The sequence below is a fragment of the Mesorhizobium sp. M1322 genome, from assembly GCF_040318085.1.
In the GTDB taxonomy this organism is placed as follows: Bacteria; Pseudomonadota; Alphaproteobacteria; order Rhizobiales; family Rhizobiaceae; genus Mesorhizobium.
Genome location: NZ_JAMYLP010000081.1, coordinates 15,710 through 27,291 on the forward strand (window position 1 = coordinate 15,710; position 11,582 = coordinate 27,291).

Below are 11,582 nucleotides of genomic sequence, written 5' to 3' on the forward strand. Positions count from 1 at the left end.
AATCGACCGCCGCTCAAGCGGCGAGACATCGAGCCTCTATCCCCGAGACATCGAGCCTCTATCCCTTAGCCGCATCGACCCAGGGCTTCCAGGCGGGCTCGTTCTTGTCGACCCATTCCTTGACGACGGCGTCGAGATCCTTGCCGTCCTTGTCCACGGCCAGCATCATCTTCTGCTGTTCGGTGGCATCCATCTTGAAGGCCTTGAGGAAAGCGTAGGCGGCGGGCCATTTGGCGCCAAAGCCGGACCAGACGATCTTGTTGACGTCGGGCGGCGTGATGCAGTGCTCGTTGCCCTGTTCCTTGCAGGGCGGCATCTTGATCCAGCCGACATCGTTTTCGGCGAGCGCATAGTGCGGACCCCAGAACATCATGACCAGCGGCGACTTGGCTGCCTCAGCGGATTCAAGCTCGGCGACCAGCGCGCCCTCCGACCCCGCCGGCACGGCAGTGTAGGGCATGTTGTTGTCGGCCAGGATGGTCGCTGCGCGCGAGCCCCAATCGGCCGGATAATCAAGGAAGCGGCCATTGGGCGCCGTCTCGGGCGTCGACAGCGCTTGCACGCATTCGGGCTTGGTCAGCGCCGTCCAGTCGGGCAGGCCCGGGCAGACCTTCTCCATGAACTTCGGATAGATCCAGCCTTCGCGCGTTTCGAGATCGAGCTTGCCGATGTCCTCTATCTTCTTCTCGGCCAGCACCTTGGGATAGATGTCGCCGACATTGTTCAGCCAGATCTCCACGGAGGCGCTCAGCGAGCCGTCGGCAAGACCGGAGAATTGCGGAAAATTGCCGGCGGTGACGTATTCGACCTTGTAGCCGATCTTTTCGAGCAACTGGCCGGCGATGCGGGTGGAGACGTGAGCGCCGGTCCATTCGAGCATGGCAAGCTTAATCGGCTCATCCTTGGCCCCAAGTTCGGCGGTTCGTGCTTGAGTGTTCGCTGCAAGCAGGAGCGCCAGCCCGATGCCGGCGCCTTTCAAGACATTGGTCCTTTTCATATCAGTTCCCCTGTCGGTTGGACTTTCCTTACCTAATGCCGGCCTCCTCCCATGAAGGCCGCACCCATCCCGCAAGAGCGCTACCACAGTGCTCCGCCGGTGATCTGTATGTTTTCCATGGTGATGCCCCTGGCCATGTCCGAGCACAGGAAGACTGCCAAAGCTGCGATCTCCTGCGGCTGCAGCATGCGCTGCTGCGGGTTGCCCCGGGCGATCTCGGCCATCGCTTCCTGCGCGGTCCGTCCCCTGCCTTCGCGCTCGACGACCTGCGCCACGTTGCGGCGCATCAGTTCGGTCTCGACCCAGGTCGGGCTGATCATGACGCAGGTGACGCCATGGGCGGCGCCTTCCAGCGCCACGCAGCGGGTCAGGCCGAGAAGTCCGGCCTTGGAGGCGCAGTAGGCCGGATTGTCCTTCCAGCCGACGGACGCGGCGGTGGAGCCGATGTTGACGATACGGCCCCAACCGCGCTCGATCATGCCGGGCAGCACTGCACGGGTGACACGGAAGGCGCCGGTGAGATTGGTGTCGACGATCTTGTCCCACAGCGCGTCGGAATGGCCGCAGACCGGCTGCTCGGCAGTAGTGCCGGCGGCGTTGACCAGAATGTCGATAGGGCCGATGGCCGCCTCCGCGTCGGCCGCGAAACGATTGGTGACGTCGCTGTCACGCACGTCGAGATGCGCGGCATGGACCTTCGTGCCGTGGGACGCAAGGGCGGTGCGTATGCGCTCGATTTCGTCCGCGCCGGGATAGTAGGCGGCATCGGATTTGTCGACGCCGGCGAGCGCGATATAGGAGCCGACAGCGACGTTGGCGCCAGCCTCCGCCAACGCCGTCGCTATGGCAGAGCCCATGCCCGAGAATCCGCCGGTGACGATCGCGCTGCGGCCGGAGAGGTTTGTCATCGCGCGCGTTCTCCGGTCGGTCCAGGGCAGACAATCAAGCCCATTGGGATTTGAAATTCACACTGCAAGGTAGCCTCCATCGACAACCATTTCGGAGCCGGTGACGAATTTCGATTCGTCCGAGGCGAGGTAGAGGACCATGTAGGCGATGTCGTTGGGCTCGCCGAGGAAGCCGATCGGGTGGCGAGCGAGTGCCCGCGTCTTCTCCTGCTCCAGCGTGCCAAGGTCGCGCAGATAGTTTTCGGTCTGCGGCGTCCAGATGTAGCCGGGATGGATCGAGTTGCAGCGGATGCCGTAGCGCTTTTCGGCGCAGTGCACGGCGACCGCCTTGGTCAGCGTGCGCACGCCGCCTTTCGAGGCGCAATAGGCGGCAAGATCCGCCTCGCCGATGACGCCATCGATGGAAGACAGGTTGATGATCGAACCGCCGCTCGATGCCTTCATCAGGCGGATGCCTTGTTGGCAGCCGAAGAACACGCCGTCGAGATTGACGGCCATGGTGCGCCGCCATTCCTCCAGCGAAGTGTCCTCAATGTTTTTGGCGATAGCGATGCCGGCATTGTTAACCAGCACGTCGAGCCGGCGGAATCTTTTCGCCGCAGCTTCCATCACCGGCGGCCAGTCTTCGGGGTTCGAAACGTCGTGGCGAAGTGAGAGGCTTTCGCCGCCATCCTGCGTTATCAACTCAGCCGTCTCGCCGGCGGCCGCCTCATCGATATCGGTGACGACAACCCTGGCACCTTCCGCCGCAAGCAGCAACGCAGCCGCCCGCCCGAGGCCCATGCCGGCCCCGGTGACGAGCGCTACCTTGCCTGCGACGCGGTTCACAACATTATGTTCCCTGGAGTGGCTTCCCCAGCCATTCGCGATAAAAACCTTCGAGATCGGGTTCGAAATCATGGACGATCGGGTAGCCGGGGGCAGCAGCTTCGAGCTCGTGCAGCGTGCCGCATTGCGGGCAGATGAACTCGCGGATCTCCATCCACTCGGGGTCGGGCAGATCGCTGTTGGGATAGATCTCGCGCAGCGATTCCTCGGTGTTGCGGACGTTGATCACGGCCTTGAGCTTCCAGTTCTTGCGGTAGTCGCCGAAGGAATGGCTGCATTCGCAGCGAGTGATCCGCTCGTCGCCGCTCTGGCAGATGAACAGGTGATCCGAGACCGGCAGCAGGATCGTATCCTTCCAGGCGACACGGTCCTGATACACGGCGACCATCTTGAAGAAGCGGTCATCGTCCTTGTAGGCGCTCATGATGCGCCTTGTCTGCGGCCAAGGCAGCTGGCCAGCGGCCAGATCGCGAATGACTTCCTTGCTGTACGAGGTCATGGCTTTGCTCCCGGCGTGAAGATTGATCTGGCGTCGACGTTCCAGAAATCACTGAATTCCCTGGTGAATCGCGACGACAGCTTGATCGCGCTGGCGTACATTTTCTTCACCTCAGGGGCGAAGTCGGCCTTCTCGACGCGGCCCCGCTCGGCCGCGAGCCAGTCCGCCACCGGGATTGCCTTGGCCAGACGCTCTTTGCGCATGGCGGCGCGGCGTTTTACGGTCGCGTCGATATCGGCGACCGGGTAGCCCTCGGCATCGTCCCTGAGCACGATGCCGAAAACCTGGTCCGCCGCTTCGCGGGTGAGAAAACCGTTCTCGACATCCCATGCCGTCTTGACCGGGTCGCGCTCCAGCACGTCGCCATAGCCGCCGCCGCCATTGTAGGAATGGCTGAAAATGTCGCCTGCCTTGTGCGGGGCAGTGATGTAGGGGCCCTCGACCACGACATGGTCGCCGCCGATGTTCCTCTCATAATCCGAGACATGCGGGTCGGTGCCCGGCGCATGCGCCAGCGGCTCACCTTTGGCCGCCAGTTCGTGAATGTTGGAGTTGCGCACGGCGCGGTGCTTCTGGCAGGTCGGCGCCGGATAGCCGCCGCACATGCCGCCATTGTCGAACACGCGCGAGGAATGTTCCGACGTGTGCAGCCGCAGATGCGAGGTCTTGTTGATCAGCCAGGTCGAGACGAAGGAACAGCCGCCGCGATATTTGCCGGCGCCGCCGGAATTCGGCACGATCGAGCGGCCGATATAGACCATCGGCATCGACTGTTCCCAGACCTCGATATTGCCCATGTCGGATTCCGGGTTCCAGCCGACATAGGCGGTATCGAGACCATCCTTGATGGCCAGCGCACCGGAGCCGGCCGCAGCGCATTCGAAATGCGCCATTCCGAACGGCGTGCCATACTGGCTTTCGCCGCCCATTTCGATCATCGGGCTGTTTACCTGGCCGACGAAAGCCTCCTCGACGAAGCCGCGGGCGATGAAGCTGCGCGACAGCAGCCGCTGAAAGACGCCGTAGGCTGGCAGCAGCAACGCCCATGATGTGGCGGTGGCCACCATCTCGTTGTCGGGGTTGGTCCAGGTGCCGTGCGGCAGTTTCAGTTGGGTCGCCATCCAGGCGCCGTCATTGACCAGGCCTTCGAAATTCATGTGCTGGGTCAGCGTCACGAACATGCCGCCATCCATGCCGGCCGGCGTGCAGTTCATCGAATGGTAGCCCCAGGGCTGGGTGCCCTCGAAGTCCATGGTGATCTTGCCGTCGGTGCCGATCTCCATCTCGATCGGGATGTTGTAGAGCCAATCCGGATCGCCTAGCAGCTGGAAACCTGGCTTGCCGGCGGTGACGTGGCCGTAAAAAGTGTGGCCGCGATAGATACCCGGAACGGTGATCTGGCGGGTGCGGGCGAGCTGGGCGCGCCGGCCTTCCTCGATGAACTCCTTCGACACCTTCATCCAGTAGTCGAGGCCGATCTCGGAGATCAGCTGCTTGACGCTCTCGCGCATGTCGATGCAGGAGGCGACCTTGGCCTTTTCGTCGAGCACCCAGTAGATCGGCATGCGCAGATTGCGCTCACAGCGGATGACGTAGTCACGGCGGATCTCGTCGTTCTCGCCGATCTTCTCGGCGCAGACGAACAGGCCTTCGGTGAAGCGCTCCTGCGCGAGACAAACGTCGCCACCCGGGGTGATGCCGCCGGCCTCCAGTTCGTGGCAGACGGCACCCGCCCAGCCGACCAGCGTCCCTTCATGGAAGATCGGCACCACGTCCATGACGTCGGGCACCTGCACGGCCATTTCGCGCGCCGAGACGCAATAGGCGCGCAGCTTGGTGTGCAGCGTCTCGAATTTCAGCGGGTCCTGGTTGCGTAGCGACAGCTCGGTGATGCCGTCATAGCAGCCGGTCTCTTCCATCAGCCGTTCGGAATCGAGCAGCCTTTCGCGAAGGCGCAGGGCCGAGACAGGTTTGTCCAACATGGCGGTCGCCCTCTCAAGCATGGGAATAGTGCAGCAGCGTCCATTCATCGACGAAGACGCGATCTTGCGGATGAACGACGAGCGTCGTGGCGGGATGTTCGATGATGGCCGGACCGATCACTTCATGGCCGGGCTGAAGCAGGTCCATCTCGTAGAGATTGGCCTTGTGCCAGCTGCCGGCGATATAGGCCTCGCGCACGCCCTTGTGGGCGGAGGCGGGATTGGAGGCGCCGAGCGGCCGCTTGAGCAGCACCGGCTTGACCTTGTCGGCGGTGGCGATCAGCCCGAGCTCGGTGATGGTGAAGCCTGCTTCGCCATAGCGCGAGACGCGATGGTTGACCTTGGCGTAGACCGCCTCGAACTCGTCGAGAACCTTGCGCATGTCGTCGGCCGAATTGACCTCGGCAAGCGGCGCCATGACTTCGACGTCCTCGAGCTGGCCGGTGTAGCGCATCATCAGGAACGGCACGGTTTTGATCTTCTCGCGGGCATGGCCGTCGGCAATCATCTCGTCGACCCCCGCTTTGGTCAGATCGTTCCACACCGTGGTGACCTTAACGCCGAAGCCGGCAAGCGTCGCGTCGTCGGCGCGCGAAGGGATGTCGTGCTGCGTCGACACCGAATGGCGACGCATGAAATCGGCTGTCGTGCAGCCGAAAGCGGAGAACGCCGCGGCGAACTGGAAGGTGATGATGTCCTTGAAGCCGATGCCGCGCGAGCAGCCGGCAAGGTGCAGCGGACCGGAGCCGCCATAGGAGAGCAGCGTGAACTCCGACGGGTGGATGCCTTGGCCGGAGATGACGCGCCGCAGCGCATTGTTGGCGTCGGCCTCGAGCATGTCGATCATGCCTTCGGCCGCCTCCTCGACGCCAACGCCAAGCACGCGGGCGCATTTCTCTTCGAAGGCTTGCCGAGCCTTGTCGACCTGCAGCACGACCTTGCCGCCGAGGAAATAGTGCGGGTTCAGCCGGCCGAGAATGGCGTCGCAGTCGGCGATGGTCGGTTCGGTGCCGCCACGGTCGAAGCAGATCGGACCGGGATCGGAGCCGGCGCTTTCCGGTCCGAGAGAGACCTTTTTCGTCAGCGGATCGACCTTGAGGATCATGCCGGCGCCGGCGCCGATCGTGTCGAGATGCAGCGTCGGCACATTGAGCTTGAAGCGGTCCATCAGCGGCTCGTTCTCGATGCGCGTCTGGCCGCGGGTGATGACACCCATGTCGAAGGAGGTGCCGCCCATGTCCGAGCAGATGAGTGAGTCATTGCCGATCAGCTTGCCGACATAGGCAGCACCCAAAATGCCGCCTATCGGGCCGGAGATCATGGTTTCATGCAGGCGCGGATGGTTGATCGAGGTCAGGCCACCGAAGGAGAGGAGCGTCTGGACGCCATATTTGAAGCCGTATTTCTTCGAGACGTCCTCGATCCCCTTGAGCTGCTTGCGGCCGCGCGAGGTCGCGTAGGCCTCGATCAGCACCGAATTCAGCCGCGACTGTTCGCGAATGACCGGGCGGACCTCGTGGCTGGTGTAGACGATGATGTCAGCGCCGGCCTTCTCGACCTCCTCGCGGCAGATCTCGGCGATGCGCTTCTCGTGCACCGGATTGACGTGCGAAAAGATGGTCATGATGCAGATCGCTTCGACCTTGTCGGCGATCAGCTTCTTGGCGGCGGCCGAAACCTCATGCTCGTAGAGCGGTAGCACGATGTCGCCAAACTGGTCGATGCGCTCGGTGACACCGCGGGTGCGGCGGCGCGGCACCAGCGGATCGGGATGATGGTGGGTGACCGCGTGCAGCCGGTCGGCATAGGAATAGTCGGCCCAGGCCTGCAGGCCGCGGCCCATCAGGATCATATCCTCGAGGCCCTTGGTGGTGATCAGCCCAAGCCGGCGGCCGGTGCGCGACAACAGCGTGTTGAGCATGCCGGTGCCGGAATAGAGCACGACATTGACGCCGGAAAACAGCGATTCCAGCGATATGCCCCAGGCGTCTGCCGCGTCCTCGGCCGAGGCCAGAAAACCCTCGGCTTCGTTCTTCGGAGTGGTTGCCGACTTGCCGATCTTGAAGTGGCCGTCCTGATCGACAAGGATCGTGTCGGTCATGGTGCCGCCGGCGTCGATACCGATCACGATCGGATTGCCAAAATGATTGGCGGGTTACCAACAATGGGGCCGGTGAGGTTGGGTTGGGTCACGGTCGCCTCGGGATTTGGTCTAAGTTGACGCTAGGCTAGATTCGACGGGCGGCATCGCGCCATATGCCTAAAGACACAATGACGGCTGGGCCGACATAACCGAGAAAAGGGCATGCGCATGGGCAATATCTGGGCGCCGCTCGCCAAAGCGATCGCCGCCACCGGCACGGACAGCCATGTCGACTGCTTGATCGACCTGATCGGCGCGGACATCGACCACGACCTCGTCACCGTGACGCGCTATTCGGCGACCAGGACGCCGGAATTCGTCAAGCACCGGCGCTTCTCGGACGAGATGGTCCAGCGCTACCTCGCCAGCTATTATGTCTTCGATCCGTTTTATGCCTCGTGGCGGCGCGAGCGAAGGCTGGGCATCATTCCGCTGAAGCGGCTTGCCGACGACGAGGCCAAGCGCGGCCAATACATAGCCGGCTTCCTGGCGCAGTCGGAAATCTGCAACGAGGTCGGCATCATGCTGGCGGATGGCGGCGACTGGTGCCTCGGTATCTTCCTCGACCGCTCGACGATGTCGTTCAAGGACAGCGAGATCGCCTTGCTGGATGAGCGGCTACCGGTGTTCGAGGCGTTGCACGCACTCGACATCAAGGCGCACGCGGCCGAGTTCTCCCGCACGTCGGCGCCGACAGGTCCCGGCGCCTCGCCGCGGCAGGAGCCGACCATCCCGGCGAGCCTGTGGCCAGAGCTGTCTCTCCGCGAGCGGGAACTTGTCCAGCTGATCCTGGCCGGTCACCCGACGGCGAACATCGCCGAGCGTCTCGGCATCACCGTCGGCACCGTCAAGAACCATCGCCGGCGCATCTACGAAAAGCTCGACATCACCACGGAGCGGGAACTGTTTTTGCAGTTCTTCCAGCATCGGGTCCAGTAAAGTTAGCCAATGGCAATCACGAGAGACGAGTCACCATACTTAGTGTCTCAGAACTTTCAGAGCCGAGTGTCGATACGGCTGATTTTTCAACACAATCGGTCAACCGCGGACCAAAGTCCGCATATCTTCAACGTCCGCTTTGAGGAAAGTAGAAACTACACCCGAGCGCCCGACTTGCGGCGCAAAGCTGCCGTTCGCGTCGTGGAAAACGTAGGTCGTCCGACTTCCCGTTCGCCACCGGTCTTTGCAGCACCGAGACACGTCCATCACGCCCAACACCGTAGAGAATATCGCAGGGTCCCAGAATGTGGGGGAAGGCGGTAACGCTCTCCCGACTCGAACCCCCGACGATCGATTCGGTCCTGTACGTTCATCAATCGAGTCCAGGCCAACCCAGCCCTTTTTTAAGTCGCGGTAGCCGATTCGCCGCACAACGGCGGCGCCCCCCTTCCCTCTATGCCTCCAATGAGTTTCCGATGGTCCCTGATGATGCTCGGACCGGGGTCTGTAGGCATGGCAGCCAAACGAGATAGGATCAGGATCGAGGTTCGCACCACGGCGGTTGAGTCCGAGACGTCTGCCGGATCTCCGGCCGTCGCACACGCGGCTATCCTACGTCTCGCCCGCTTAATCGGCCGTCAGATCGCCCGCGAGCAGTTCGAACCTAGGCTGACAGCCGAACGGCGTACGAAAGCCGGGACGCGGTCCGACGATCGCCCTTGAACCCTGCCTCGAGCAGCGCTTTCCATTCCCGGCGATACTTCCCGCCGGGGTCGTTTGCAGATTTGACTTGTACCCATTTCGGGACCAAAGTAAGGTTGCAGCATGAGGATTATTGCCCGTCGCACTTTGCGGGAGTTCGTCGACAGGCTTGAGAGGCACAAAGACCAGCCGGCAGTGAAGGCTGCGTTAGATGCGTGGTTCGACGAAGTCAGCAAGGCGGACTGGAAAAGTTCGGCTGATGTGAAGCGCCTTTATGCCACGGCCAGCATCGTCAGCGCCGAGCGGATCGTCTTTAACATCAAGGGCAATGCCGGCTTGGTGGTGGCAGCCGACTTCGAGAAGAGCATTGTCTGGATCAAGTGGATTGGCGCCCACAGGGCCTATGACAGGATCGACGTAACGGAGGTGAAGCATGGCGACTGACCTGAAGCCCGTCCGCTCCGAAGCGGATTATGAGGCAGCGCTTGCCGAAGTGGAGCGCCTTTGGGGAGCAAAGAGCGGCACGCCGAAGGGTGACCGGCTAGACGTGCTGGCAACGCTGATCGAGGTCTATGAGGAAAAGCACCATCGGATGGACCCGCCCGACCCGATCGAGGCGATCAAGTTCCGCATGGAGCAGCAGGGGCTGTCCCGCAAGGATCTGGAACCAATAATCGGAACACGGGGCCGCGTAGCCGAGGTGCTTAACCGCCGACGCGGCCTCTCGATTGAGATGATCCGTAGCCTGCACGAGCAGCTCGGCATCTCGGCCGAGGTGCTGATCCGCCCCACTCGCCAGGACGAAGCCGCCTGACGGGCCGAAGCCGAGAGACACACCAGATGACCCGCATTGCGCTTTACGCCCGATACTCGTCTGACAGTCAGCGTGACTCGTCGATCGAAGATCAGTTCCGCATCTGTCGCGAGCAAGCAAAGCGGGAAAATTGGAAATCGTCGGCTGCTACAAGGATGCAGGCATATCCGGGGCGAGTATGATCCTGCGGCCTGGCATCCAGATGCTGCTGCAGGATGCACAGGAAGGCCAGTTTGACTTGGTGGTCGCCGAGGCGCTGGACCGAGTAAGCCGGGATCAGGCCGACGTCGCCACCTTGTTCAAACATCTGAAGTTCGCCGGCGTGCCGATCGTCACCCTAGCAGAGGGGGAGATCACGGAGCTGCATGTTGGCCTGAAGGGCACGATGAATGCGCTGTTCCTCAAGGACCTTGCCGCCAAGACGCATCGTGGCCTCCGCGGTCGGATCGAGGACGGCAAGTCCGGCGGCGGGCTTTGCTACGGCTACAAGATCCTCAAGAAGCTAGACCATCGCGGCGAACTCATCAGAGGCGACCGCGAGATCGACGTTTACGAAGCCGAGGTCGTGCGTCGCATCTTTCGCGACTTTGCGGCCGGCATCGGCCCGCGCACCATTGCGAAGACGCTGAACGAGGAGGGTGTTGCTGGTCCCGGCGGCAAGCCCTGGATCGACACGACGATCCGCGGGCATCAGAAGCGCGGCTCTGGCATCGTCAACAACGAACTCTATATCGGACGGCTGATCTGGAACCGACTTCGCTATGTGAAGGATCCGTCCACTGGCAGGCGCGTGTCGCGCATCAATCCGGAATCTGACCGTATCGTGAGGTTCCCGAGTTGCGGATCGTCGATGACCAACTCTGGCAGGCGGTCCGTGCACGCCAGAGCGAGATCAGCGAGAAGTACGCCAATGTGGCCGAGGCGGTGCGCGAGCACCATAGGAAGAACAAGCTGAACGGAGCACGCCGGCCGAAGTCGTTGCTGTCCGGTCTGATCTTTTGCGGCTGCTGCGGTGGCTCTTACTCGCTCCGTGGCGCCGGCCGCTTCGCCTGATCGAGCCACATCGCCAACAAATCCTGTTCCAACAGTCGCACGATCCCCCGCGAGGAATTGGAGAGCCGCGTGCTCGCCGGTCTCAAAAACCGGATGATGTTGCCAGAGGTAGCAGCGGAGGCCATGCGAGCTCATGCGGAAGAGACGAACCGGCTCAACCGTGAGCGCCGGTCCAATGGCGACGCATGGCGAGTCGAGCTCGAGAAGACCGGGCGCGAACTGGAGAAGGCCATCAACGCCATTCTTGCCGGCGTACCTCCCCTCACGCTCAAAGAGAAAATCGAGAAGCTGCAAACACGCAAGGCCGAACTGTCCGCTCTCCTCGCCGACGTGCTGGAGAATGCCCCGGCCCTCTTGCCTAGCGCCTCGGCGATCTATGCGAAGAAAGTGGCCGGGTTGACAGAGGCGCTCAACCGCCCTGATGGGCGGGCAGAGGCTGCGGAGGCATTACGCTCGCTCATCGAGAAGATCGTATTGCGCCCTGGCAACAATCGCGGCAAGATCGACGCAACGCTCTATGGCGAGCTAGGCACGATCCTCAACTGGATTGAGCGCCAAACAATTGGAAAGACTACAAAAAAGAACACTCCCGCAGCTTTCGCTGCGGGAGTGTCGGTATCAGTGGTTGCGGGGACAGGATTTGAACCTGTGACCTTCAGGTTATGAGCCTGACGAGCTACCGGGCTGCTCCACCCCGCGTCAACTTGACGGCGAATG

10 protein-coding genes and 1 tRNA gene are annotated in these 11,582 nt (G+C 62.2%); 4 read left to right on the top strand and 7 right to left on the bottom strand.

Going from position 1 to position 11,582, the window contains the following annotated elements; translation table 11 throughout:
• Window positions 1-58: 58 nt before the first annotated feature.
• From NKH12_RS23825 to NKH12_RS23850, 6 genes are all read right to left on the bottom strand, one after another.
• On the bottom strand, window positions 59-997 hold the full coding sequence (locus NKH12_RS23825) for an ABC transporter substrate-binding protein (RefSeq protein WP_352955395.1): 939 nt from the start codon (window positions 995-997) through the stop codon (window positions 59-61).
• An 80-nt stretch (window positions 998-1,077) separates the two neighbouring features.
• Window positions 1,078-1,905: an SDR family NAD(P)-dependent oxidoreductase gene (locus NKH12_RS23830; protein ID WP_352955396.1), complete on the bottom strand. Its 828-nt coding sequence runs from the start codon at window positions 1,903-1,905 to the stop codon at window positions 1,078-1,080.
• Window positions 1,906-1,962: 57 nt separating this feature from the next.
• Window positions 1,963-2,733: a glucose 1-dehydrogenase gene (locus tag NKH12_RS23835; protein ID WP_352955397.1), complete on the bottom strand. Its 771-nt coding sequence runs from the start codon at window positions 2,731-2,733 to the stop codon at window positions 1,963-1,965.
• Between the two features lie 4 nt (window positions 2,734-2,737).
• On the bottom strand, window positions 2,738-3,232 hold the full coding sequence (locus NKH12_RS23840; protein WP_352955398.1) for an acetone carboxylase subunit gamma: 495 nt from the start codon (window positions 3,230-3,232) through the stop codon (window positions 2,738-2,740).
• A complete protein-coding gene (locus NKH12_RS23845; protein WP_352955399.1) occupies window positions 3,229-5,214 on the bottom strand; it encodes a hydantoinase B/oxoprolinase family protein in 1,986 nt (661 codons plus the stop codon). The genes NKH12_RS23840 and NKH12_RS23845 overlap by 4 nt, the downstream gene beginning before the upstream one ends.
• 13 nt (window positions 5,215-5,227) lie before the next feature.
• Entirely contained in the window at window positions 5,228-7,315 is a 2,088-nt protein-coding gene (locus tag NKH12_RS23850; RefSeq protein ID WP_352955406.1) for a hydantoinase/oxoprolinase family protein, read from the bottom strand.
• A gap of 204 nt (window positions 7,316-7,519) precedes the next feature.
• Here NKH12_RS23850 and NKH12_RS23855 point away from each other — a divergent pair, with 204 nt between their 5' ends.
• The 4 genes from NKH12_RS23855 to NKH12_RS23870 all read left to right on the top strand — a co-directional run bounded on the left by NKH12_RS23855 (window position 7,520) and on the right by NKH12_RS23870 (window position 10,767).
• Entirely contained in the window at window positions 7,520-8,296 is a 777-nt protein-coding gene (locus NKH12_RS23855; RefSeq protein ID WP_352955400.1) for a helix-turn-helix transcriptional regulator, read from the top strand.
• Between the two features lie 825 nt (window positions 8,297-9,121).
• Entirely contained in the window at window positions 9,122-9,442 is a 321-nt protein-coding gene (locus tag NKH12_RS23860; RefSeq protein WP_352955401.1) for a type II toxin-antitoxin system HigB family toxin, read from the top strand.
• A complete protein-coding gene (locus tag NKH12_RS23865) occupies window positions 9,432-9,812 on the top strand; it encodes a helix-turn-helix domain-containing protein (RefSeq protein WP_352955402.1) in 381 nt (126 codons plus the stop codon). Before NKH12_RS23860 ends, NKH12_RS23865 begins: the two co-directional genes overlap by 11 nt.
• Before the next feature lie 130 nt (window positions 9,813-9,942).
• Window positions 9,943-10,767, top strand: a complete 825-nt coding sequence (locus NKH12_RS23870; RefSeq protein ID WP_352955403.1) for a recombinase family protein — start codon at window positions 9,943-9,945, stop codon at window positions 10,765-10,767.
• Between the two features lie 720 nt (window positions 10,768-11,487).
• On the opposite strand, the gene NKH12_RS23875 is transcribed toward NKH12_RS23870, so the two are convergent.
• Window positions 11,488-11,564, bottom strand: a tRNA-Met gene (locus NKH12_RS23875).
• Window positions 11,565-11,582 lie beyond the last annotated feature (18 nt).

Excerpts from the sequence above, each read along its gene's own strand:
- NKH12_RS23825 (WP_352955395.1), bottom strand. The coding sequence starts at position 997 with ATGAAAAGGACCAATGTCTTGAAAGGCGCCGGCATCGGGCTGGCGCTC.
- NKH12_RS23860 (WP_352955401.1), top strand. The coding sequence starts at position 9,122 with ATGAGGATTATTGCCCGTCGCACTTTGCGGGAGTTCGTCGACAGGCTT.
- NKH12_RS23840 (WP_352955398.1), bottom strand. The coding sequence starts at position 3,232 with ATGACCTCGTACAGCAAGGAAGTCATTCGCGATCTGGCCGCTGGCCAG.
- NKH12_RS23845 (WP_352955399.1), bottom strand. The coding sequence starts at position 5,214 with ATGTTGGACAAACCTGTCTCGGCCCTGCGCCTTCGCGAAAGGCTGCTC.
- NKH12_RS23855 (WP_352955400.1), top strand. The coding sequence starts at position 7,520 with ATGCGCATGGGCAATATCTGGGCGCCGCTCGCCAAAGCGATCGCCGCC.
- NKH12_RS23830 (WP_352955396.1), bottom strand. The coding sequence starts at position 1,905 with ATGACAAACCTCTCCGGCCGCAGCGCGATCGTCACCGGCGGATTCTCG.
- NKH12_RS23850 (WP_352955406.1), bottom strand. The coding sequence starts at position 7,315 with ATGACCGACACGATCCTTGTCGATCAGGACGGCCACTTCAAGATCGGC.
- NKH12_RS23865 (WP_352955402.1), top strand. The coding sequence starts at position 9,432 with ATGGCGACTGACCTGAAGCCCGTCCGCTCCGAAGCGGATTATGAGGCA.